Here is a 23,160-nt window from a genome sequence, read left to right as displayed (position 1 = left end):
CCTAGAAGCGCGTGAGGTCAGTGGGTGATCACGGAGCGACGCCGGCCGCCGCAGGCTTGAAACCGGCGCGCACGTTCTCGCAGCATCCGGGACGGCACACGTCGAAGGCACCCGGCAGCGGAGTCACGTGGGGACGCTCCTCGTTGGGGCGTCCTTCGAGCCGCTCGACGATCAGATCGACGATTCCGGTGACGAACGACGGTGCCACTCCGGGGGTGGGCGTCCGCGTGAACGCCAGGCCGGCTTCCTCCGCGGCTTCTGCCGCCTCGGTGTCGAGGTCCCACAGGACCTCCATGTGATCACTCATGAAACCGACGGGAACGACGGCTACGGCCTTCCGTCCGCGCTCGGGCAGCTCTCCGATCACGTCGCACACGTCGGGCTCGAGCCACGGCTGCGAGGCGGGGCCGGAACGCGACTGGTAGACCAGCTCCCACGAGACATCGGCGGCAGCGGGGATGCTCTCGCGGACCCGATCCATGACCCAGGCGGCCACGGCGAGATGCTGAGCGGCGTAGGCGCCCCCCTCTCCCCACTCGATCTCCCGGGATCCCGAGCGCTCGGCATCGGCAGTGGGGATGCTGTGGGTGGAGAAGAGGATCTGGATGTCCGCGGCAGCGATGCCCTGAGCGAGGAACCTCTCGACCGCCTCGCGCACTCCGGTCTCGAACGACTCGACGAAGCCCGGGTGGTCGTAGAACGGGCGGATCTTGTCGATCGTGACCGTGTCGCCGAGCTTCGTCTCCTCGAGCACGCGGGCGAAATCCTCGCGGTACTGACGGCAGCTCGAGAACGAGCTGTACGCACTCGTCGCGAAGGCGAGCAGCGTGGTGCGTCCGTCGGCGGCCGCCTCAGTGACGACCTCCTCGAGGTATGGGCTCCAGTTGCGGTTGCCCCAGTACACGGGCAGGTCTATGCCACGGCGAGCGAGTTCGCCCTCCAACGCCTCCTTGAGGATGCGGTTCTGGCCGTTGATCGGGCTCACGCCGCCGAAGTGGCGGTAATGGTGCGCGACCTCTTCGAGACGCTCGTCCGGGATGCCGCGCCCGCGGGTGACGTTGCGCAGGAACGGGATCACGTCGTCCTGCCCTTCGGGTCCGCCGAACCCGGCGAGGAGGATGCCGTCGTACGCCGTGGGCGTCGTCACATAGGGCGCACCGGAGGCGGCGGCGGGAGAGGCAAAGAGTACGGTGTTCGGCTCGATCGCGGTCACCATCCCATCATCCCACCTCTCGGGAGTGGGACAGGTCGTCGTGCTGGCGTAGGCTGTCATGGTTGCCGTGGGCGCCAACTGCGCTGGGTTGCGGCAGCATCCCCTCACCCCTGGGAGTAAAGCTGTGCCTGGAGAGAATCTCACCCGCCTCGAAGCGCAGGAGCGCCGCGACGTCATCGACACCCAGTCGTACGAGGTCTCGCTCGATCTGACGAAGGGCGCAGAGGTCTTCGGCTCGCGCAGCGTCGTGCGCTTCACCGCCACCCCCGACGGCTCCACCTTCATCGACCTGATCGCCCGCGAGGTCCGTGAGATCTCGCTCAACGGCGAGCAGCTCGACCCCGACGAGGTCTTCGCCGACTCGCGCATCTCGCTGTCCGGCCTGCAGGCCGAGAACGTCCTGGTCGTCGACGCCGACTGCGAGTACACGAACACCGGCGAGGGACTGCACCGCTTCGTCGACCCTGTCGACGGCGAGGTGTACCTCTATTCGCAATTCGAGGTACCCGACTCCCGTCGTGTGTTCGCTGTCTTCGAGCAGCCCGACCTCAAGGCCACGTTCCAGTTCACGGTGACCGCACCGGCAGCGTGGAAGGTCGTCTCCAACTCACCCACTCCCGAGCCCATCGTGCATGACGACGATTCGGTGGCCACATGGGGCTTCGAGCCCACTCCCCGCATCTCCTCGTACATCACGGCCCTCGTCGCAGGCCCCTACGAGTCCACGTTCTCGGAGCTCACGAGCGCGTCGGGACGGGTGATTCCTCTCGGCGTCTACGGGCGCAAGAGCCTGTGGCAGCATCTCGACGCCGACTACATCTTCGACAAGACGCGCGAAGGCTTCGCCTACTTCGAGTCGAAGTTCGGTGTGCCGTACCCGTTCGCGAAGTACGACCAGCTGTTCGTGCCCGAGTTCAATGCGGGCGCGATGGAGAACGCGGGCGCGGTGACCTTCACCGAGAGCTACGTGTTCCGCAGCAAGGTGACCGACGCCGTCAAGGAGCGTCGTGTCGTCACGATCCTGCACGAGCTCGCGCACATGTGGTTCGGTGACCTCGTCACGATGAAGTGGTGGAACGACCTCTGGCTGAACGAGTCGTTCGCCGAGTGGGCGTCGACCATCGCCACCGCCGAGGCCACCGAGTGGACCGAGGCATGGACCACGTTCAACGCCATGGAGAAGACCTGGGCCTATCGCCAGGACCAGCTGCCCTCCACGCACCCGATCGTGGCCGAGATCAACGACCTCGAAGACGTGCAGGTCAACTTCGACGGCATCACGTACGCGAAGGGCGGCTCCGTCCTCAAGCAGCTCGCCGCCTGGGTGGGCATCGAAGAGTTCTTCGCCGGCGTCTCGCAGTACTTCCAGAAGCACTCCTGGGGCAACACCGAGCTCAGCGACCTGCTCGTCGAACTCGAAGCCACCAGCGGCCGCGATCTCAGCACCTGGTCGAAGAAGTGGCTCGAGACGGCCGGCGTGAACACGCTCGAGCCGGTCATCGCCGAGGACTCCGACGGCACGATCTCGCGCTTCGCCGTCACCCAGACCGCCCCCGCCGACTACCCGACGATCCGCCCCCACCGCCTCGGCATCGGGTTCTACACCCTCACCGACGGCGCGCTGGTGCGCACCCACTACGCCGAGGTCGACGTCGACGGCGACCGCACCGAGATCCCCGAGCTGCACGGCCACAAGCGCCCCGACCTCGTGCTCCTCAACGACAACGACCTCGCCTACACGAAGATCCGCCTCGACGAGCGCTCCCTCGCCACCGCGATCGCCCACCTCGCCGACATCAGCGATCCCCTCGCCCGCTCCCTCGTCTGGGGCGCCGCGTGGGATCAGACCCGTGACGCCGAGACCGCCGCGACCGACTACATCGACCTCGTGCTCGGCAACATCGGCCGCGAGACCGAATCCACCACCGTCCGCACGACCCTTGCACAGCTGCGCACCGCCGCGACGCTCTACGTCGCCCCGGACGCTCGTCTCGCCGCTCGCCAGAAGGTCGCAGACGGACTCTGGTCGCTCGCCGAGGCGGCCGAGTCAGGCAGTGACAGCCAGCTGCAGTTCGTGACGGCGTTCGCGAGCGCGCTGGTCACGCACGACCACGCAGGTATCGTCGGACGCCTGCGTTCGGGTGAGGAGACGCTTCCCGGTCTCGAGATCGACGCGGATCTGAACTGGCAGCTCCTCGTCGGGCTCGCGACGATCGGCGCCACGGATGCTGCGACGATCGATGCCGCACTCGCCTCAGACAACACCGCGAAGGGTGGGGAGTTCGCCGCCCAGGCACGCGCGGCACTGCCCGACGTCGCTTCGAAGAAGGCCGCATGGGCCTCGCTGATCGAACGCGATGATGCTCCGAACACGATCGTCCGCTCCGCCGCGCTCGGTTTCGTGCATCCGGCCGGAGCCGAGGTGCTGCGCGAGTTCGTGCCGGCGTACTTCGACATGCTGCTCCCGATCTGGGGGTCGCGGACCTACCAGATCGCGCAGTACCTGATCGTCGGGCTCTTCCCGACCGCGATCGCCGACGTCGAGCTGCGCGATGCGACACGCGCCTGGCTCTCCGCCAACCAGGGTGCGGCTCCGGCACTGCGTCGCCTCGTGCTCGAGAACCTCGCTGACGTCGAGCGGGCTCTGGCTGCTCAGGTCCGCGACGCGGAGGACTGAGCGTCTCTTCCCGATCAGGCCTCTGCGCGGTGCGTCCAGCCCGCGCAGAGGCCTGATGGCTACTCTGGAGGGGATGATCATGCTGCCGTTGCAAACGTCCGATGCGCCCGCCACAGAGCTGCCGAAGTGGTGGGCCGATGCCTTGACCGTGCTCGGCGCCGTCGGAATGAAAGCTCTGCACGTCGCGGTGATCATCGTGATCTGCGTGGTCATCGCACTGGTGCTGCGTGTCGTCATCCGTCGAGTCGTCCATCGCATCGTCGACAGCGCGAAGAACAAGGCCGACGTCGACGACACCCAGGCCTTGGAGCGATCTCCCCTGGCCGATATGCGCCTCGTGCAGCGAACCCGAACCCTCGGCACGATCCTCCAGAACATCGTCAACGTCATGCTCGTCGTGATCGCCGTGGTGTTGATCGTGAACGCGCTCGACAGCAGCCTGCTCGGCTCCCTCACTCTTCTGACCGCCGCGGTGGGCGCCGGCCTCGGTTTCGGCGCTCAGAACATCGTCAAGGACGTCTTGAACGGCATGTTCATCGTGGCGGAAGACCAGATCGGCATCGGCGACGTCGTCGATCTCGGCTTGGCAAGCGGCGTGGTCGAGTACGTGAGCGTGCGTATCACGCAGGTCCGCGATGTCAACGGGACCCTCTGGTACGTCCGGAACGGCGAAGTCCTCCGCATCGGCAACATGTCGCAGGGGTGGGCGCGTGCGATCATCGATCTCGGCGTGCCCGTCGACTCCGACCTCGATCGGGTCGAGACGATCATGCTCGAGACCGCCCAGGGGCTCGCGAAGGATCCCAAGTGGCGCACACGCATCATCGAGAAGCCCGAGCTCTGGGGCCTCGAATCGATCGATGGAGATGCGCTCGTGGTGCGGCTCGTCATCAAGGCGCGGGCGAACGCGAAGGACGACGTCGCCCAGGAACTCCGCAAGCGACTGCGGGCAGCGATGCTCGAGAACGAGATCGCCTTCCCCAGCATGACCACGGTGATCCCGACGGGACTCGACGGGGCTCGTCGAGTGCGTGGCGCCAACCCGCCCAAGACCCGCCCCAACGCCGTGACAGGCGTGCCCGTGATCCCGGATCGCGGCATCTGGCGACGCAAGAAGACGAACGACGACGGGAGCCCGCAGAAGTGACGTTCTACGACGAGGTCGGCGGCCGAGAGACGTTCGCGAAGATCGTGTCGGTGTTCTACCGGGAGGTGGCACTCGATCCTGTGCTGAAGCCGATGTACCCCGAGGAGGATCTCGGCCCCGCAGAGGAACGACTCCTTCTTTTCCTGGAGCAGTACTGGGGCGGTCCCACGACGTACGGCGAGACGCGCGGACATCCCCGACTCCGCATGCGCCACATGCCGTTCCATGTCGGTCCTGACGCTCGCGACAGGTGGCTGCGCCACATGCGGACGGCGCTGGACGAGGCCCAGTTGTCGCCGCTCCACGAATCCACGCTGTGGGACTATCTCGAGCGCGCGGCTTATGCCATGGTGAACACATTCGAGCCGTCCGGCATCGGCACCACCGCCGCGGGACGCCCCACGCTCGAGACCCGCTCGAGTCAGGAATCAACGGAGAAGCCATGACCTCAACGCCCCTGTCTGCAGACGTCCTGGTCATCGGATGGGGTCTTGCGGGTCTCGTCGCCGCTAGCGAGGCGCTGGATGCCGGCCGGCGGGTGGTCCTGGTGGATCAGGAGCCGCGCACCAACCTCGGCGGGCAGGCATGGTGGTCGTTCGGCGGCCTGTTCTTCATCGACTCCCCCGAGCAACGACGCATGGGAATCCGGGATTCGCACGCGCTCGCCTCGCAGGACTGGTTCGGCAACGCGGCGTTCGATCGCCCCGAAGACCATTGGCCGCGTCGATGGGCCGAGGCCTACCTCGAGTTCGCCGCCGGCGAGAAGCGCGCCTGGCTGCGTGAGCGCGGTGTGAGCTTCTTTCCGGTGGTCGGCTGGGCCGAACGCGGCGGCTACGGGGCGCTGGGTCCCGGCAATTCCGTACCGCGGTTCCACATCACGTGGGGAACCGGTCCGGGTGTCGTGGCGCCGTTCATCGCTGCTGTGGAGCAGGGCGAGCGCGAGGGTCACCTCACGGTACTCCCCCGCCACCGGGTGACGGAGCTGGTCATGACCGACGGCGCCGTGACCGGCGCACGAGGGACGATCCTGGCCTCGACCGCCGCCGCGCGCGGTGTCGAGACCTCCCGAGAAATCATCGGCGAGTTCGAGATCGCCGCGGGAGCGACCGTGGTGAGCTCGGGCGGGATCGGCGGTAACCATGACCTCGTCCGCGCGGCCTGGCCCGCGCGGCTCGGCACGCCGCCCGACCACATGCTCACGGGGGTGCCCGCATACGTCGACGGATCGATGCAGCCCGTCGCCCAGGCTGCGGGAGCGCGACTCATCAACGGCGATCGCATGTGGCACTACGTCGAGGGGATCTCGAACTGGGACCCCGTGTGGCCGTCGCACGGCATCCGGATCCTGCCCGGCCCGTCGTCGCTCTGGATCGATGCCACAGGTTCGCGGCTGCCCGTGCCCCTGTTCCCCGGGTTCGACACACTGGGCACCCTCGCGCACCTGCGCGCGACAGGGCACGATCACTCGTGGTTCATCACCTCTCGTCAGATCGTCGAGAAGGAGTTCGCGCTGTCGGGCAGCGAACAGAATCCCGACCTCACCGGGAAGGACGTCGGTCTGCTGCTGAAGTCCCGCCTGGCCAAGGGTCCGACCGGCCCCGTGCAGTCCTTCCTCGACGAGGGTGCCGACTTCATCGTCGAGCGCGACCTCGAGACGCTGCTCGAGCAGATGCGCCATCACCCCGGTGGCGAGCTCCTCGACATCGACCATGTCCGTCGAGAGATCGTCGCGCGTGACCTGGAGATCGAGAACGACTTCACGAAGGACGCACAGATCGGGATGCTCCGCTCCATGCGTGGGTACCGCGGCGACAAGCTGATCCGCACCGCGTCGCCGCATCGCCTTCAGGATCCCGCTGCCGGACCGATCATCGCCGTGAAGCTCCATGTGCTGACCCGGAAGTCTCTCGGTGGCATCAACACCGATCTCGACGGGCGCGCGCTGGGTGCAGACGGTGAGCCCATCCCCGGCCTGTACGCCGCCGGTGAGGCGAGCGGATTCGGCGGTGGCGGAGTGCACGGGTATCGCGCGCTCGAGGGAACATTCCTCGGTGGATGCCTGTTCTCCGGCCGTCAGGCGGGCCGAGCGGCCTCGCGCTGACGGTCTCGCTAGTCGGAGACTCCGGTGCCGCGCACCGCTGTGAGCCCGGTCGCGACGGGGCCGCGGGCGAGTACGTGACCGCGGCGGAAAGCCAGTCGAGTCCAGCGTCCGGAGACGGTGACCGCGACCTGCTCCTCCCCGGAGATGAATCCGAAGGCATCCGCGGCGAAGGCCACACCGCGTGGGAGGCCCCCGAGATCCTCGTCCGGTTCGCCCCAGACTGCGGCCCGCAGTGCCCGCACCGCCTCTTCACCGGAACCGGGAGTCGCCCCGCGCGCGACGGCGCTGATGCCCCACTGCGCACGCTGAGCGATGACGGATGCCGCCACGCTCCCGGTCGCCTCCCACTGACCTCGGGGTGGGGCCACACCCGCCCATGCCGGGGAAAGTCCGGTATCCGGGAGGGTCAGCGCACGATCATCGTCGTCCGTCACCGCGAGCGAGGAGACTACGACGTCGCATTCCAGCTCCGGATCGGCGTGGACGATGCGCATCGCCAGCACCGTCGGAGTCTGATCGAAGAGCCCGTGCGGTGCGAGAGCTGCCGCGGTCAATGCCAGCACACCGTTCGAGGCCTGCAGGCGGACCCCCTCGTCCGAGATTCTCGACGAACGTCCGACGAAGGTCAGGACATCTTTGGAGGTCTCGGAGTCTGCGAGGAGGAGCTTGTGGGACACACCCTCTAAACTATCAACGCTGTAGCGACCGCAGTCGCGGGGAAGGAAGTCATGACCGCCGACGAACACGCGATCCGCACCGTCGACCAGCTCCTCGAGGTGCTGGACCTCGACTCGACGCAGGCCCGGACGACAGAGGACATCTTCACCGGGTCCTCGCATCCGATGCCCTCCGGACGGATCTATGGCGGCCAAGTGCTCGCTCAGAGTCTGCTCGCGGCAGAGCGGACCCTCCCCGAGGACAGAGCGGTGCACTCGATGCACGGGTATTTCCTGCGTCCCGGTGATGCAGGCCAGGGCCTCACGATCGCGGTCGACCGGATTCACGACGGTCGTTCGTTCTCGACGCGTCGCTCTCAGGCCTACCAGAACGGCGTCCCGATCTTCTCCATGATCGCTTCCTTCCAGGATGACGATCCGGGGGTCGAGCATGCGATCACGATGCCCGAGGGCGTTCCGACGCCCGAATCGCTCCTCCCCGACGAGAAGAGAGTAGACGGGCTTCCGCCAGGCGCTGCACGCATGCTCAGTGACCGCGCGGCCGACGTGCGCCACGTCGACAGCCCCCTCTTCCTGCCGAACGACGACGCCCGCGTGCCCCAGCAGGGAGTATGGATGCGGATGCGCGCGCCCCTTCCCGACGATCAGCGCATACACAGAGCTGCACTGGCGTACCTGAGCGACATGACCATCCAGGAGTCCATCCTCCGCGCGCACGGTCTCCACTGGTCACTGCCCGGCTTGAAGGTGGCGAGCCTGGATCACGCGATGTGGTGGCATCGCCCCGCCCGCGTCGACGAATGGCTTCTGTACATGCAGGAGTCGCCCAATGCCCGAGGCGGACGAGGACTCGCTCAGGGACGCATCTTCACCCGCTCCGGCGAGCTCGTCGCCTCCGTCGCGCAGGAGATCATGGTGAGGGTTCCGACGAAGGGCTGAGCGCGAACGCCCTGCTCGGCAGTGTGTGGACTCAGCCGCGTGCAGACTCAGCGGTGTGCGTACTCGATGGAAGGACCGATATAGGGATCCCATGCATCCCGCATCTCCTGCGAAAGCCGGGTAGGGCGTCCTGTCGCAGCATCGACGAGGACGATGACCGCCGTCGAGCGTGCGTAGATCGTGCGGGGCTCCGCCTCCGGAGCGTTGTGCACCTCGTAGCAGACCTCGACACTCGACCCACCGAGCTTGCCGAACCACATCTGCACCTCGAGCGGGCGCCGCTGATACGGCACCGGCGCGAGGTACTCGATCTCCTGTCGCGCGATGAGCGTGAGGATGCCCTCATCGATACCGGAGTCCAGCACCGCCGTGGACGGAGCCTGCTCACCGGGGCCCGCACGCCAGAACGCGCGAACGCGCGCCTCCTCGAGCAGCTTCAGCATCGAGGTGTTGTTGACATGATTGAACGCATCCAGATCGCCCCAGCGGAGGTGAATCGGAATGTGAAGACGAGGCCCCGGTGTCAGGTCGGACATCGCCGGATCAGTCGCGGGTGAGCTTGCGGTGGGTCGACCGGTGCGGCTTGGCAGCATCCGCACCCAGGCGCTGGATCTTGTTCTCCTCATAGGCCTCGAAGTTGCCCTCGAACCAGTACCACTGGTCGGGCTTCTCGTCGGTTCCCTCATAGGCGAGGATGTGGGTCGCGATGCGGTCGAGGAACCACCGGTCGTGGGTGATGACCACGGCGCAGCCGGGGAACTCGAGGAGCGCATTCTCGAGCGAGCTGAGGGTCTCGACGTCGAGGTCGTTGGTCGGCTCGTCGAGGAGGAGCAGGTTGCCGCCCTCCTTGAGCGTGAGCGCGAGGTTCAGGCGGTTGCGCTCACCACCGGAGAGCACGCCTGCCTTCTTCTGCTGATCCGGACCCTTGAAGCCGAACTTCGAGACGTACGCGCGCGACGGGATCTCGGTCTTGCCGACGGTGATGTAGTCGAGCCCGTCGGAGACGACCTCCCACAGCGTCTTGTCGGGGTCGATGTTCGCGCGTGACTGGTCGACGTAGCTGATCTTGACTGTCTCACCGATCTTGAGGTCACCGCCGTCGAGCGGTTCGAGACCGACGATGGTCTTGAACAGCGTGGTCTTTCCGACACCGTTGGGGCCGATCACACCGACGATGCCGTTCGGCGGCAGGCTGAAGCTCAGGCCGTCGATGAGCGAGCGGCCGTCGAAACCCTTCTGGAGCTTCTTCGCCTCGATCACGACGCTGCCGAGACGCGGGCCGGCGGGGATCTGGATCTCCTCGAAGTCGAGCTTCCTCGTCCGCTCGGCTTCCGTCGCCATCTCCTCGTAGCGAGCGAGACGTGCCTTCGACTTCGTCTGGCGACCCTTCGCGCTCGAGCGCACCCACTCCAGCTCCTCTTTGAGGCGCTTGGCGAGCTTGGCGTCCTTCTTGCCCTGGATCTCGAGGCGTTCGCCCTTCTTCTCCAGGTACGTCGAGTAGTTGCCCTCGTAGCCGATCAGACGGCCGCGATCGACCTCGGCGATCCACTCGGCGACGTGGTCGAGGAAGTACCGGTCGTGGGTGATCGCGATGACCGCACCCTTGTACGCCTGCAGATGCTGCTCGAGCCAGAGAACGCTCTCGGCGTCGAGGTGGTTCGTGGGCTCATCGAGAAGCAGCAGGTCGGGCTTCTGAAGAAGCAGCTTGGCCAGCGCCACACGGCGCTTCTCACCACCGGAGAGCGGCGCGATGGCAGCGTCTCCCGGAGGGGTCCGCAGTGCGTCCATCGCCTGCTCGAGCTGGGAGTCGAGGTCCCAGCCGTCCGCAGCGTCGATCTCCTCCTGCAGGGTGCCCATCTCGGCGAGCAGCGCGTCGAAGTCCGCGTCGGGATCGGCCATCAGCATGGAGATCTCGTTGAACCGATCGACCTTCGCCTTGATCGCGATGCCGTCTTGGACGTTCTCGAGCACCGTCTTCGTCTCGTCGAGCTCCGGCTCCTGCATGAGGATTCCGACCGTGAAGCCCGGAGTCAGCTTGGCCTCGCCGTTGGAGGGGGTGTCGAGTCCCGCCATGATCTTCAGGATCGTCGACTTACCGGCACCGTTCGGGCCGACCATGCCGATCTTCGCGCCGGGGAGGAACGACATCGTCACGTCGTCGAGGATGAGCTTCTCACCCACCGCCTTGCGCGCACGGACCATCGAGTAGATGTACTCAGCCACCGAAAAAGCTCCTTCTGTTGGCGTCGAAGATCGACACTCCAGCCTACCGGCCTCTCACCCCACCTCTGCTGTGCACTCGGGAAGGAGATGCCGTGACGGGAACTCAGCTCACCAGTCGATCGCGCGAGTGGTACCGACCAGGCATCGCCCCTCTGCGAGCTGAGGCATCACAGCCGTCACCGGTTCGCCCGTCGAGGGGCCGACCTGACCGACGAGGCATTCGGTCTCTCCCCACCGCACGGAGAACTGGAGACTCTCGACGGGGTTGCCCACCGTCGTCGCATCCTGAGTGACCTGCATCGCCGCACGATCGAAGCCGGCGCCGACGAGCGCGTCCACATACGCGCGTCCGGAGTTTCGAGACTCCGACGACCACACCTGCGCCGTGACCGCAGTGAAAAGCGGCAGGTTGTCGGCCGCACTCCCGTCAGCGACGTACGTGGGACCCGACGGCTCGGGTGCCGATGAAGGGGGCGCCGATGAGGTCGCCGCCTCTTGTCTCGGCTCGGCCGGTTCCGAAGGTGAGCATGCCGCGAGCCCACCGGCGAGCGTCGCTGCGACGACAGCCGCGAGCACGCAGCGAGAGACGGAGGAGCCCGATCGTCGTAACACGGGTCGAGTCTACGGGTCGGTCTCCCCCGCCCGAGCATCTGCGCGAGCCTGCCGAGCCCGGCGGATGCACTCAGCGCGAGGAGATCGCAGAGGCGAACTCGTCGTCGAAGTCCGGCGCATCACGGTCGGTGCTGGCCCACGATGTGTCGACCTCGCCCTCGACTCCGCTGCCCGCCGCGTCGCCGGCTACCGAGCCCTCGTCGCGGTCGTCGCGGTCGTCGCGATCCGGCGCGGTGTGACCGCGCGATTGGTCATTGCTGGCGCTTCGCGGGTTCCGCCGGTACGCGGCTGTTCCCCACCGGAGATCATGCCCGATCGCATCGGCATCGATGTCGACGCTCGTGCCCTGTTTGCCGTTGTTCTCCCACGATCGGATCTTCATCCGACCGGTGACGATGACGCTGTCGCCGGACCGCAGCGAGGCCTTCGTGTTCTCCGCGAGCTGACGGAATGCGGCGACCGAGTACCAGTTGGTGGAGACGTCGACCCAGGTCTGGGTGGCGTCATCGAACCGACGATGCGTGCTGGCGAGGCGGAAGTTCGTCACGGGAACTCCGCTTGCTGTGCGACCCTGCGTCGGATCCGTGGCGACGTTGCCGACGATCGTGACCGTGTCTTGCATGATTCTCTCCTCTGTACGCCGGAACATCATCCGGATGCATCCAGAGTGCGCGCATCGAGGTCGACATGGATGTCGTCTCACCACCGATTGTGCAGAGGATCGACGAGTTCGAAATCGTGCAGTCCGAGTGATGGAACGCCTGATGCGGGCGGAGAGTCGAATGTCCGTGGCCGGCCATATGTTCGAATCGGAAAGGAGATACCGATGTCCGACACCCTGATCAGATCCCACCCCGAGGTTCCTTACGCGACTCCGACGATCAGTTCGCCGCGCGAGCATCTGGTGCGGGCCGCCGCACACCTGTGGCGCGTGCAGGACGCGTCCGGGAGGGTACTGGGACACCTCCGCATCGTCAGCGATCCACTCGGGATCCGATACCGGGCCGAGCGTCTGCATCTGGCGACGGGCGGGTTCCGCCTCGTCGGCGACTTCTGGCGAGCGGACGATGCCGTCGCAGCTCTTCGGAACGGCTGACCCCCAAGCCGATGCGAGCACAGTGCCCCCGGCAGGATTCGAACCTGCGACCAAGAGATTAGAAGGCTCCTGCTCTTTCCCCTGAGCTACGGAGGCGGCCCCTCTACCGTACCGCTCCGGAGACCGATGTCAGAGCCGTCGATAGGATGTCCGCATGGTATCTGCGTCAGAGAACGACCGCCTCGTCTGGATCGATTGCGAGATGACGGGACTCGACCTCTCTGTCGACGAGCTCGTCGAGATCGCCGTCGTCATCACTGATTTCGAACTGCGACCGATCGATCCCGGCTTCCAGATCGTGATCCGTCCAAGCGAGGCTGCACTCGAGCACATGAATGACTTCGTGACGAAGATGCACGAGACCTCGGGGCTCATCACCGAGATCCCGAATGGTGTACCGGTCGACGAGGCACAGGCTCAGACGCTCGCGTACATCAAGCGCTTCGTGCCGCTCGAACGCAAAGCGCCACTCGCCGGCAACACCATCGGCACGGACCGCATGTTCCTGGCCAAGTACATGCCCGATGTCGATCAGTGGCTCCACTATCGGAACGTCGACGTCTCGAGCATCAAGGAACTTTCGCGACGGTGGTATCCGCGTGTGTTCTTCCAGGCCCCCGCCAAGGACGGCGGTCATCGTGCCCTGGCAGACATCCTCGAGTCGATCCGCGAGCTCCGCTACTACCGCGAAGCCGTCTTCGTCGACGAGCCCGGCCCCTCGAGCGATGACGCTCGTGACATCGCGACGCGCACCGTGTCAGAGTTCACTCCAAACATGTAATAGACTCATCTGGTCGCCAACTCCGGTTGGCACATGGTGGGTATAGCTCAGCTGGTAGAGCGCTGGCTTGTGGTGCCGGATGTCGCGGGTTCGAGTCCCGTTACTCACCCCATCATGAAGAGGCCCGAGTCTTAGGACTCGGGCCTCTTCCGTGTCCCCGAAAGATGGAGCTGGAATACCCCCTGGGGGTATTCGGTTGTCTTCAGTGAACTCGCTGAAGGGATCCGCTCATGACACACACGCACGGCTCGACACCGACCGATCACGCCGCGCCCGGCGAAGATCCCGCGCCTGGCGCTCACTCGAACCACTCCGGCCACAGCGGCCACACCGCCAGATTCCGTCGGCTCTTCTGGATCATGCTCGTGGTGGCGATACCAGTGGTCACGGCGTCGCCGATGTTCGGAATGCTTCTCGGGTACGACGTACCGGGGTGGGCACGGTGGCTCGCGCCCGCTCTCGGCACGGTGATGTACGCATGGGGCGGGGCACCGTTCCTCGCCGGCGCGGTCGCCGAGATTCGGGACCGCAGACCGGGCATGATGCTCCTGATCGGACTCGCCATCACCGTCGCCTTCCTCGCATCGTGGGGCGCGAGTCTCGGTGTGCTGCATCACGAACTGGGGTTCTGGTGGGAACTGGCGCTGCTGATCGTGATCATGCTTCTGGGGCACTGGCTCGAGATGCGCTCGCTCGCCCAGACGAACTCCGCGCTCGATTCCCTCGCCGCACTGCTGCCTGATGTGGCCGAGCGCATCGAGCACGGCGACACAGTGCAGGTCTCGCCCGACGACCTCCGTGTGGGCGATGTCGTGGTCATCCGACCGGGTGGACGTCTGCCGGCCGATGGACGCGTCATCCAGGGCAGCGCAGATGTGGACGAGTCGATGATCACCGGCGAGTCCCGCGCGGTGACTCGGTCCACCGGCGATGCCGTCGTTGCAGGGACCGTGGCCACCGACTCAGGGCTCCGGGTCGAGGTTACGGCGGTCGGCACGGACACCGCACTCGCCGGCATCCAGAGACTCGTGGCCGACGCACAGGCGTCCTCGTCTCGCGCCCAGAGACTCGCCGACCGCGCTGCCGGATGGCTCTTCTGGTTCGCGCTCGGTGCCGCTGCCATCACCGCTCTCGCGTGGTCCGCGGCGGGGTTCCCTGACGACGCAGTGATCCGCACAATCACCGTTCTGGTCATCGCCTGCCCGCACGCCCTGGGCCTCGCCATCCCTCTCGTCGTCTCGATCACGACGGAGCGCGCGGCCCGCGCTGGAATCCTCGTGAAAGACCGCCTGGCGCTCGAGACCATGCGCACGGTCGACACCGTGCTCTTCGACAAGACGGGAACGCTCACGAAGGGCACCCCCGCGGTCACGTCCATCGAACCCGTCAGCCCGTTCACGCCCGAAGAGCTTCTCGTCCTCGCAGCGTCAGCCGAGCAGGACTCCGAGCACCCCCTCGCGAAGGCGATAGCGATAGCCGCACACGACCGAGGACTCGAGTTCCGACGTGCCACCGGCTTCCGGTCCTCCCCTGCCGTCGGCGTGAGCGCGCACGTCGACGGCAGAACGGTGCAGGTGGGCGGGCCACGCCTGCTCGACGAGGCCGGCGCCGAGGAGCTTCCGATCGCCGAGGCCTGGCGGGAGGAGGGCGCGATCATCCTTCATGTGCTCGTCGACCATCGGGTCGCCGGCGCGTTCCGACTCGCCGACGACATCCGCCCGGAATCGATCTCGGCCGTCGAGGCGCTGCATGCGCGCGGAGTCGACGTCGTGATGATCACGGGCGACGCGGCCGCCGTCGCTGAGAACGTCGCTCGACAGGTCGGCATCGACCGGGTGATCGCCGGCGTGCGACCCGAGGACAAGGCCGCCCGGGTTCGAACGTTGCAGGCGGAGGGACGCAGAGTCGCGATGGTGGGCGACGGCGTGAACGACGCCCCCGCGCTCGCGCAGGCCGATGTCGGCCTCGCCATCGGCGCCGGAACCGATGTGGCAATCGCCTCTGCCGGCGTGATCCTCGCCGGAGATGATCCCCGCGCGGTCATCTCGGTCATCGATCTCTCCACGGCCGGTTACCGCAAGATGACCCAGAATCTCTGGTGGGCGGCCGGATACAACCTGCTCTCCGTGCCTCTCGCGGCGGGCGTGCTCGCCCCGTTGGGGTTCGTGCTCCCGATGTCGGTCGGAGCGATCCTGATGTCGGTGTCGACGATCGTCGTGGCGCTCAACGCACAGTTGCTGCGTCGACTCGATCTGCGCCTGCCGAAGACACTGTGAGCAAGTGAACATCGCGTCGGAGCGAGAGCCCTAGGATTGCGAGGTGTCACTCGCCGTCTGGTTCTCGCTCCTGACCGCCTGCGTTGTGATCAGCTTCACTCCGGGCGCCGGCGCCATCAACACCATGTCGAACGCGCTCAGTCAGGGCTGGCGCCGATCGATCTGGGGCATCATCGGTCAGCAGCTCGCGCTGATCGTCCACGTCGCGATCGTCGCGGCAGGTCTCGGCCTGATCGTGTCGCAGTCCGAAGTGCTGTTCAACGGCATCAGATACGCCGGTGCAGCGTACCTCGCCTTTCTCGGCATCAGGTTGATCATCGCGAGACCGAGCCCCGGCATCGCAGAAGCCGATCCCGTCGACGTTCATGAGGGCCACTGGTCGATGATTCGACGCGGCTTCTGGGTGAATCTGCTCAATCCGAAGGCGATCGTCTTCTTCCTCGCCTTCCTCCCGCAGTTCATTCGTCTGGACCAACCTCAACTTCCCCAGTACCTCACTCTCATCGTCACGGTCATGGTGGTCGACATCCTCGTCATGTGGGGATTCTTCGCAGCGGCGGCTCGACCGTTCCGTCGCTTCACCCGATCTGCACGGGGTCAGCGCATCTTGAACACCGTGTTCGGAGCTCTCTTCATCGCCGTCGCCGCACTGCTCGTGTTCCTGCACTGACGCCGAAGCATCCTGCGCAGCAATAGGCTGGAGCCGATGGAGATGGATGCGACCCCCTTCGAGGAACTCGTGATCGACGAGCTCGATCGCCTGCCCGACGAGATGGTCGACGGTCTCGAGAACGTCGTCTTCGTGGTCGAAGACCGCCCGGAGGACGGAAGCCTCGACCTCCTCGGGCTGTATGACGGCTTGGCACTGACCGAGCGCACGCAGTACGGATCCGGTGAGCTACCCGACCGCATCGTGGTCTATCGCGAGCCGCATCTCGCCGCATGCGAGAGCGAGGACGAGCTCCGCGACGAGGTGCACACCACGCTGGTTCACGAGATCGCGCATTTCTACGGCATCGATGACGAGCACCTGCACGAACTGGGCTGGGCATGAGCCCCCTCGCGACTCCGGAGATCGACGAGGTCGTCGACCTTCAGGCAGCACCGATGGAACCGTGGGAGGTCGTCGTCTGGAACGATCCCGTGAACCTGATGAGCTACGTCGTGCGGGTGTTCCGCACCTACTTCGGTTATTCCGTCGAGCGCGCGACCCAGCTGATGCGCGCGGTCCATCATGAGGGTCACGCGATCGTCTCCACCGGGCCACGCGAGACGATGGAAGTGCACGCACAGGCCATGCACGACTATGGGCTCTGGGCGACAGTGCGGAGGGCCGCTCAATGAACGACCCGACCATCCACGTGCGGATGGCGAGAGTCGAGGCTGTTCAGCTCGCTCAGCTCGTCGACGACTTCCGCGAACTCGTCGGCTCCGACCGTGACATCACGGATCCTGCCCTCGGACGCCTGGCTCCCGATCCCTATCCGGATGACGAGGACGCCTCGAAGACTTTCCGAAGCGCGACGCGTGACGATCTGCTCGATCGTCGCGCTCTCGATGCCGAGATCGTCCGCACGGCGCTCGCGGACCTTCGTGGTGACATGGACTCCATGTCCCAGACCGAGGCCTTCACCGAGCACGAGCTGGCGATCGGCCCGGCGGAGGTCGATGCGTGGCTCCGCACGCTCACGGCCCTGCGGCTGGTGATCGCCGAACGGCTCGGCATCGAGAGCGACGACGACCACGACCCCGACGATGCGAGGTTCGGCGTCTACGACTGGCTCGGCTACCGTCTCGAACTGGTGATCGAGGCGGCGGACGCGCTGCTCTGAGCACTAGGGGATGTCGATCACCCTCGTGGCGAGTGATCGAGGATCGTCGCGGGCGATGTGCGACTGCTCCTGCTCGGCCCAACGGTCCCAGTGCGGTCGGTAGGTGTCTCCGTCGCGCGTCAGGGCGCGCGCCTTCCTCCCGCTCTCGCCGGATTCCAGCCACACGCGCACGTCGGCGATCGCCGCGGTCGCAGATGTCAGTATGCCGCTGCCCTCGATGAGCACGCCGAGTGCAGGATCGACCGCATGGCTCTCGGCCTCGGCCCCCTGATCCCAGTCCCAGCGCCGCCACTCGCCGAGATACCCGCGACCGTGCGGGCGGAGGATGCCCGTCAACGCGCGCTCCACCCCATCGTCGAGTCCATCCCACCCGGGGTAGATCGAGTCGAGAGCGATGAGCTGCACGCGGCCCACGATCGGCCATCGCTCGATGAGCATCCGGGCGAGGGTCGTCTTGCCCGCACCGCTCCGGCCGTCGATGAGCACCACCGGGTTGGCCGCATCGAGAGCTCGGATGTCGGCGACGATCAGCGCCGCAGCGCGCTCGAGAGCGGCCGCGACGGGGTCGTCACTTCTTGAGGGCACGGATGATACGCGAGAGTGCTCGCCCGGTGACCCAGACGAACGGCACAGCCACGACCAACAGAGTGATGATGTTGGGTTCGAACCGGAGTCCCTCCTCACGACGCACGTAGACGCCCACGGGGATCGAGACTCCGCCGCCTCCGCCGCCTTCTGCTCCGTCGCCGCTTCCGCCACCGAAGCCCGAATAGGTCAACGCGACAGGAGTGATACTCACGCCATCGACATCCTGCGGCTCCCCGTACGCGCTCTTCACGCCGAAAGTGGATGCCTGCTTACCGAGTTCCAGTGCAATGTTGGGCATGACTCCACGCTAGTCCAGGAGGCGCGATCTCGAAGGGCTAATCCAGACCGTGTGCTTTCGGATGCTGTGCGGCACCCCGGCCCTCGCCGCGGCCGATGTGTCTGGCGCGACCGATCATCGCCGAACCGAAACGCGCGACGGCGTCGTCCACTGCGCCCTCGACCTTCCGCCAGCCCTCGTCGTCGTCCCACAGGCCGATCCCTCCGCCTCCAGCGGGGCGCAGTCTCTCGGCCCGCACGCCGACGAGACGCACGGGATCGCGGCGCTCGATCTGTTCGAACAGCGCCTGAGCCGCTTCGCCGATCCGCTGACCGACCGCAGTCGGCTCGGCAAGCGTCTGCGACCGGCTGAGTGTGCGGAAGTCGTCGAAGCGGATCTTGATCGCGACCGTCGACGTCTCCCACTCGGCCTTGCGCAGACGCGCGGCGACGCGATCGGCGAGCCTGAGCAGTTCGGCGCGCAGATATGTGCGGTCGGTGACATCTGTGTCGAAGGTCTCCTCGTGACCGATGCTCTTCTCGACGCGCTCGGTCTCGACCGCGCGCGCGTCTTCCCCCCGCGACAGCAGCGTGAGGCGGGAGCTCAGCGCAGGACCGACGGCACGGTCGAGCATGTCGGTCGACGACATCCGGATGTCGCGGACGGTGCGGATCCCGCGCCCTTCCAAAGCCTCTGCCGCTTTCGGTCCCACACCCCACATCGCTCGCACAGGTCGAGGATCGAGGAAGGCCTGTGTCTCGGACGCGGCGATCACGAGCATCCCGTTCGGTTTCGATATCGTCGAGGCCATCTTCGCGACGTGCTTCGTCGCCGCCACGCCGACGCTGCAGGTGATCCCGACCTCATCACTCACTCGCGTACGGACGAGCTGGGCGATCTGCGCCGGACTCCCCCACAGCCGCCGCACGCCACGGACATCGAGGAAGGCCTCGTCGACGGAGAGCGGCTCTACCAGCGGCGTGATGGACTCGAAGATCGCCATCACCTGCCGCGACACCTCCTGATAGCGATGGAAATGCGGCGGCACGATCCTCGCCGAAGGACAGAGGCGAATGGCCTGGGACACCGGCATCGCGGCGCGGACACCGTATCGACGTGCTTCGTACGAAGCGCTGGATACGACGGAGCGGCCGTCGGGGGCACCGATGATCAGCGGGAGGCCACGCAGAGTCGGATCGTCGAGCACCTCGACCGCTGCATAGAACGCATCCATGTCGACGTGCAGGATGCTCGTACCGGTGTCGTCGGCATCGGCGGATGACACGAGGCGCCCTCTGCCGTCACCGTGTCCCATGAGACCATTCTCCCCCGGACCTCGGACATGAGGTCCGGGGGATACGGTTACTGCGCAGCGCGCTCGAGGACGAGCTCGCGGACCCGAGCGGCATCCGCCTGGCCCTTCATCGCCTTCATCACCGCACCGATGACGGCGCCGGCCGCCTGGACCTTGCCGTCCTTGATCTTGGCGAGCACATCGGGCTGCGCAGCGAGAGCCTCATCGATCGCGGCGATGAGCGCGCCGTCGTCAGAGACGACAGCGAGACCGCGGCTGTCGACGACCTGCTTCGGCGTGCCCTCGCCTGCGATGACGCCCTCGAGAACCTGACGCGCGAGCTTGTCCGTGAGCGTCCCGGCATCGACGAGCTTCTGCAGCGCGGCGACGTTCTCGGGCGAGACGAGCTCGGTGGCGTCCTTCTCCTGCGCGTTGGCCAGACGGGTGATCTCACCCGTCCACCACTTGCGCGCGGTCGCCGGAGTGGCGCCCGCCTCGATGGTCGCCACGACGACGTCGAGCAGGCCGCCGTTGCGCACGTCCTGGAACTCCAGGTCGGTGAAGCCCCACTCGGCCATCAGGCGGCGTCGGCGTGCGACGGGCTGCTCGGGAAGCTCCGCCCGCAAGGCCTCGATGAGCTCCGCGGCCGGCTCGACCGGAAGCAGATCGGGCTCGGGGAAGTAACGGTAATCGTCTGCATCCGACTTCGGACGACCGGGCGATGTGGTGCCGGTGTCCTCGTGCCAGTGCCGCGTCTCCTGTGTGATCGTCCCGCCGTCAGCGAGGATCTGGGCCTGACGCTGGATCTCGTAACGGACCGCGCGCTCGACCGATCGCATCGAGTTGACGTTCTTCGTCTCCGTGCGCGTGCCGAGCTTCTCCTGGCCGCGAGGGCGCAGCGAGACGTTCGCGTCGCAGCGCAGGTTCCCGCGCTCCAGACGAGCCTCGGAGATCCCGAGGCTGCGCACGATGTCGCGAATCGTCGCGACGTACGCCTTGGCGACCTCAGGGGCACGGTGCTCGGTGCCGAAGATCGTCTTGGTGACGATCTCGACCAGCGGAACTCCCGCGCGATTGTAGTCGACGAGCGAGTATTCGGCGCCCTGGATGCGACCGGTCGCGCCCCCCATATGGGTGAGCTTGCCGGCATCCTCCTCCATGTGCGCGCGCTCGATCGGGATCTGCACGATCGTTCCGTCTTCGAGTTCGACCTCGACGGATCCCTCGAACGCGATCGGCTCGTCGTACTGAGAGATCTGGTAGTTCTTGCCGAGGTCGGGGTAGAAGTAGTTCTTCCTCGCGAACCGGCTCGACGGAGCGATCGAGCAGCCGAGCGCGAGGCCCAGGCTGATCGACGAGCGGATCGCCGTCTCGTTCACGACGGGAAGCGAACCGGGCAGCCCGAGGTCGACGGGCGCGATCAGCGTGTTCGGCTCGGCTGCGTGATACAGCTCGTTGGCCGGGTTCGGCGCGTCCGAGAACATCTTCGTGTTCGTGTTGAGCTCGACGTGCACCTCGAACCCGAGCACCGGCTCGAACAGTTCGAGTGCCTTGTCGAAGTCCATGAGCTTGGCGGTGGCCATCAGCGGGTCCCTCCCATGAGCTGGGGTGCACGCGTGAGGAGCGGTGCTCCCCACGAATCGACGAGCAGCGTCTCGACGGCCGCGCCGACCTTGTACAGTCGCGCGTCCTCCCGTGCCGGTGCGATGAACTGGATGCCGACGGGCAGGCCGTCTTCTGCGGCCAGCCCACTGGGGATCGAGATCCCCGGAACGCCGGCGAGGTTCACCGGGATCGTCGTGATGTCGTTGAGGTACATCTGCAGCGGGTCGTCGATCTTCTCGCCGATCTTGAACGCGGTCGTCGGAGCCGACGGCGTCGCGATCACGTCGACGTCCGCGAACGCGTTCGCGAAGTCCTGCTGGATGAGCGTGCGGACCTTCTGCGCGCTGCCGTAGTAGGCGTCGTAGTATCCGGCCGACAGCGCATAGGTGCCGAGGATGATGCGTCGCTTGACCTCGTCGCCGAAGCCGGCGTCACGCGTCGCGGACATGACGTCCTCGACCGTCGGGTTGCCATCCGGTGTGACACGGAGGCCGAAGCGCACCGAGTCGAACTTCGCCAGGTTGCTGGATGCCTCGGCGGGGAGGATCAGGTAGTACGCGGCGACGCCGTACTCGAAGTGCGGTGCTCCGATCTCGACGATCTCGGCTCCCTGTGCCTCCATCAGCGCGAGCGCGCTGCGGAACGACTCCGCCACACCCGACTGGAAGCCGCTGTCGGGAAGCTCGCGGATCACACCGACCTTGAGACCCTTGAGCACCTCTCCGCGTGCGCCCTCGCGGGCGGCGTCGGCGAACGACGGCCACTCATCGCGCAGCGACGTGGAATCCTTCGGGTCATGGCCGCCGATGGCGTCGTGAAGCAGACCGGCGTCAAGCACCGTACGCGTCACAGGGCCGACCTGGTCGAGGCTCGACGCGAGGGCGATCGCGCCGTAGCGGCTGACGCCACCGTAGGTGGGCTTGACGCCGACGGTGCCGGTGACGTGCGCCGGCTGACGGATGGATCCGCCGGTGTCCGAACCGAGCGCGAGCGGCGCCTCGAACGCGGCGACCGCGGCAGCCGATCCGCCACCGGAGCCACCGGGGATCCGGTCGAGGTCCCAGGGGTTGCGAGTCGGCCCGTATGCCGAGTGCTCGGTCGAGGACCCCATGGCGAACTCGTCCATGTTGGTCTTGCCGAGCGGGATGAGTCCCGCGGCGCGCGAACGGGCGACGACGGTGGCGTCGTACGGCGAGCGGTATCCCTCGAGAATGCGCGAACCGCTCGTGGTCGGCTGGTCGGTCGTGACGAGAACGTCCTTGATCGCCAGCGGAACGCCGGCGATGGGTCCGAGATGCTCTCCCGCGGCGCGCTGCGCGTCGACGGCCGCGGCCGCGTCGAGCGCTCCCTCGTTGACGTGGAGGAAGGCATGGACGTCGCCGTCGACGGCAGCGATGCGGTCGAGGTGAGCACGCGTCGCTTCGACGCTCGAGATCTCGCGGCTGGCGAGCTTGTCCGCAAGTTCCGCGGCGGTCATGCGGATGATGTCGCTCACTGTTCTTCTCCCAGGATCGCGGTGACGCGGAACCGGCCGTCGGCCTGGTCCGGCGCGTTCTGGAGCACCTGCTCATGCGTGAGCGTCTCGCCGACGACGTCGGGACGGAAGACGTTGCTCAGCGGGATCGGGTGACTCGTCGCTGCGACGTCGGGGCTTGCCACCTCCGACACCTTGGCGATGTTGTCGACGATGGCGTCGAGCTGGCCCGTGAGCCGCGTCACCTCGTCGTCGTTCAGCTGGATGCGCGCGAGCACGCCGAGATGGCGCACAAGATCAGGGGTGATTTCAGACACACCACGAGTCTACTTGGCGTGCCCGTCGACT

General features: G+C 66.6%; 24 protein-coding genes and 2 tRNA genes. 13 read left to right on the top strand and 13 right to left on the bottom strand.

The window, feature by feature from the left end; genetic code table 11:
* Positions 1-28: 28 nt before the first annotated feature.
* Positions 29-1,216: a ferrochelatase gene (locus tag IXW21_RS08455; protein WP_228528329.1), complete on the bottom strand. Its 1,188-nt coding sequence runs from the start codon at positions 1,214-1,216 to the stop codon at positions 29-31.
* A 121-nt stretch (positions 1,217-1,337) separates the two neighbouring features.
* On the opposite strand from IXW21_RS08455, the gene pepN reads away from it, so the two are divergent.
* The 4 genes from pepN (at position 1,338) to IXW21_RS08435 (ending at position 7,138) form a co-directional block, all read left to right on the top strand.
* On the top strand, positions 1,338-3,890 hold the full coding sequence (pepN, locus tag IXW21_RS08450; protein ID WP_194763829.1) for an aminopeptidase N: 2,553 nt from the start codon (positions 1,338-1,340) through the stop codon (positions 3,888-3,890).
* Positions 3,891-3,963: 73 nt separating this feature from the next.
* Positions 3,964-5,037, top strand: coding sequence for a mechanosensitive ion channel domain-containing protein (locus tag IXW21_RS08445; protein WP_194764032.1), 1,074 nt, complete (start codon positions 3,964-3,966; stop codon positions 5,035-5,037).
* Positions 4,992-5,483 carry a globin gene (locus IXW21_RS08440; protein ID WP_228528351.1) on the top strand — a complete coding sequence of 164 codons (492 nt, stop codon included), beginning with the start codon at positions 4,992-4,994 and terminating at the stop codon, positions 5,481-5,483. The genes IXW21_RS08445 and IXW21_RS08440 overlap by 46 nt, the downstream gene beginning before the upstream one ends.
* On the top strand, positions 5,480-7,138 hold the full coding sequence (locus IXW21_RS08435; protein WP_194763827.1) for an FAD-binding dehydrogenase: 1,659 nt from the start codon (positions 5,480-5,482) through the stop codon (positions 7,136-7,138). The genes IXW21_RS08440 and IXW21_RS08435 overlap by 4 nt, the downstream gene beginning before the upstream one ends.
* Positions 7,139-7,146: 8 nt before the next feature.
* Here the strand turns inward: IXW21_RS08435 and IXW21_RS08430 are convergent, their stop codons facing one another.
* Complete coding sequence (locus tag IXW21_RS08430; protein ID WP_194763826.1) at positions 7,147-7,815, bottom strand: hypothetical protein; 669 nt, start codon at positions 7,813-7,815, stop codon at positions 7,147-7,149.
* A 51-nt stretch (positions 7,816-7,866) separates the two neighbouring features.
* Here IXW21_RS08430 and IXW21_RS08425 point away from each other — a divergent pair, with 51 nt between their 5' ends.
* Positions 7,867-8,754, top strand: coding sequence for an acyl-CoA thioesterase (locus tag IXW21_RS08425; protein WP_194763825.1), 888 nt, complete (start codon positions 7,867-7,869; stop codon positions 8,752-8,754).
* Positions 8,755-8,801: 47 nt separating this feature from the next.
* Here the strand turns inward: IXW21_RS08425 and IXW21_RS08420 are convergent, their stop codons facing one another.
* The 4 genes from IXW21_RS08420 to ssb form a co-directional block, all read right to left on the bottom strand.
* Entirely contained in the window at positions 8,802-9,290 is a 489-nt protein-coding gene (locus tag IXW21_RS08420) for an acyl-CoA thioesterase (RefSeq protein WP_194763824.1), read from the bottom strand.
* A gap of 7 nt (positions 9,291-9,297) precedes the next feature.
* Positions 9,298-10,977, bottom strand: coding sequence for an energy-dependent translational throttle protein EttA (ettA, locus tag IXW21_RS08415; protein WP_194763823.1), 1,680 nt, complete (start codon positions 10,975-10,977; stop codon positions 9,298-9,300).
* A 108-nt stretch (positions 10,978-11,085) separates the two neighbouring features.
* Positions 11,086-11,589 carry a DUF6993 domain-containing protein gene (locus tag IXW21_RS08410; RefSeq protein WP_194763822.1) on the bottom strand — a complete coding sequence of 168 codons (504 nt, stop codon included), beginning with the start codon at positions 11,587-11,589 and terminating at the stop codon, positions 11,086-11,088.
* A gap of 70 nt (positions 11,590-11,659) precedes the next feature.
* Positions 11,660-12,211 (bottom strand): single-stranded DNA-binding protein, encoded by a 552-nt coding sequence (gene ssb, locus IXW21_RS18245; protein ID WP_228528327.1) that lies wholly within the window; start codon positions 12,209-12,211, stop codon positions 11,660-11,662.
* Positions 12,212-12,415: 204 nt separating this feature from the next.
* On the opposite strand from ssb, the gene IXW21_RS08400 reads away from it, so the two are divergent.
* A complete protein-coding gene (locus tag IXW21_RS08400; RefSeq protein WP_194763821.1) occupies positions 12,416-12,685 on the top strand; it encodes a hypothetical protein in 270 nt (89 codons plus the stop codon).
* A 23-nt stretch (positions 12,686-12,708) separates the two neighbouring features.
* On the opposite strand, the gene IXW21_RS08395 is transcribed toward IXW21_RS08400, so the two are convergent.
* Positions 12,709-12,781, bottom strand: a tRNA-Arg gene (locus IXW21_RS08395).
* 58 nt (positions 12,782-12,839) lie between these two features.
* On the opposite strand from IXW21_RS08395, the gene orn reads away from it, so the two are divergent.
* From orn to IXW21_RS08360, 7 genes are all read left to right on the top strand, one after another.
* Positions 12,840-13,466: an oligoribonuclease gene (gene orn, locus IXW21_RS08390; protein ID WP_194763820.1), complete on the top strand. Its 627-nt coding sequence runs from the start codon at positions 12,840-12,842 to the stop codon at positions 13,464-13,466.
* A gap of 36 nt (positions 13,467-13,502) precedes the next feature.
* A tRNA-His gene (locus IXW21_RS08385) sits at positions 13,503-13,578 on the top strand.
* A 118-nt stretch (positions 13,579-13,696) separates the two neighbouring features.
* Positions 13,697-15,742 carry a heavy metal translocating P-type ATPase gene (locus IXW21_RS08380; RefSeq protein ID WP_194763819.1) on the top strand — a complete coding sequence of 682 codons (2,046 nt, stop codon included), beginning with the start codon at positions 13,697-13,699 and terminating at the stop codon, positions 15,740-15,742.
* A gap of 43 nt (positions 15,743-15,785) precedes the next feature.
* Positions 15,786-16,412: a LysE family transporter gene (locus tag IXW21_RS08375; protein ID WP_194763818.1), complete on the top strand. Its 627-nt coding sequence runs from the start codon at positions 15,786-15,788 to the stop codon at positions 16,410-16,412.
* A 36-nt stretch (positions 16,413-16,448) separates the two neighbouring features.
* Positions 16,449-16,796, top strand: a complete 348-nt coding sequence (locus IXW21_RS08370) for a metallopeptidase family protein (RefSeq protein ID WP_194763817.1) — start codon at positions 16,449-16,451, stop codon at positions 16,794-16,796.
* A complete protein-coding gene (gene clpS / locus IXW21_RS08365) occupies positions 16,793-17,086 on the top strand; it encodes an ATP-dependent Clp protease adapter ClpS (RefSeq protein ID WP_194763816.1) in 294 nt (97 codons plus the stop codon). Before IXW21_RS08370 ends, clpS begins: the two co-directional genes overlap by 4 nt.
* Complete coding sequence (locus IXW21_RS08360; protein WP_194763815.1) at positions 17,083-17,574, top strand: DUF2017 family protein; 492 nt, start codon at positions 17,083-17,085, stop codon at positions 17,572-17,574. The genes clpS and IXW21_RS08360 overlap by 4 nt, the downstream gene beginning before the upstream one ends.
* A 3-nt stretch (positions 17,575-17,577) precedes the next feature.
* On the opposite strand, the gene IXW21_RS08355 is transcribed toward IXW21_RS08360, so the two are convergent.
* The 6 genes from IXW21_RS08355 to gatC are packed head-to-tail and all read right to left on the bottom strand — an operon-like array spanning position 17,578 to position 23,129.
* Positions 17,578-18,159: a hypothetical protein gene (locus IXW21_RS08355; RefSeq protein WP_194763814.1), complete on the bottom strand. Its 582-nt coding sequence runs from the start codon at positions 18,157-18,159 to the stop codon at positions 17,578-17,580.
* Entirely contained in the window at positions 18,143-18,460 is a 318-nt protein-coding gene (locus IXW21_RS08350) for a hypothetical protein (protein ID WP_194763813.1), read from the bottom strand. The genes IXW21_RS08355 and IXW21_RS08350 overlap by 17 nt, the downstream gene beginning before the upstream one ends.
* A gap of 37 nt (positions 18,461-18,497) precedes the next feature.
* Positions 18,498-19,754 carry a DNA polymerase IV gene (dinB, locus tag IXW21_RS08345; protein ID WP_194763812.1) on the bottom strand — a complete coding sequence of 419 codons (1,257 nt, stop codon included), beginning with the start codon at positions 19,752-19,754 and terminating at the stop codon, positions 18,498-18,500.
* 47 nt (positions 19,755-19,801) lie between these two features.
* A complete protein-coding gene (gene gatB, locus IXW21_RS08340; RefSeq protein ID WP_194763811.1) occupies positions 19,802-21,316 on the bottom strand; it encodes an Asp-tRNA(Asn)/Glu-tRNA(Gln) amidotransferase subunit GatB in 1,515 nt (504 codons plus the stop codon).
* Positions 21,316-22,833 (bottom strand): Asp-tRNA(Asn)/Glu-tRNA(Gln) amidotransferase subunit GatA, encoded by a 1,518-nt coding sequence (gene gatA / locus IXW21_RS08335; RefSeq protein ID WP_194763810.1) that lies wholly within the window; start codon positions 22,831-22,833, stop codon positions 21,316-21,318. Before gatA ends, gatB begins: the two co-directional genes overlap by 1 nt.
* Positions 22,830-23,129 (bottom strand): Asp-tRNA(Asn)/Glu-tRNA(Gln) amidotransferase subunit GatC, encoded by a 300-nt coding sequence (gatC, locus tag IXW21_RS08330; RefSeq protein WP_194763809.1) that lies wholly within the window; start codon positions 23,127-23,129, stop codon positions 22,830-22,832. The genes gatA and gatC overlap by 4 nt, the downstream gene beginning before the upstream one ends.
* Positions 23,130-23,160: the final 31 nt, after the last annotated feature.

The sequence above is a fragment of the Microbacterium sp. UFMG61 genome, assembly GCF_015354505.1.
GTDB lineage: Bacteria > Actinomycetota > Actinomycetes > Actinomycetales > Microbacteriaceae > Microbacterium.
The sequence above is the reverse complement of the archived record's forward strand: the minus strand, read 5'-3'. Positions and strand labels throughout refer to the sequence as shown.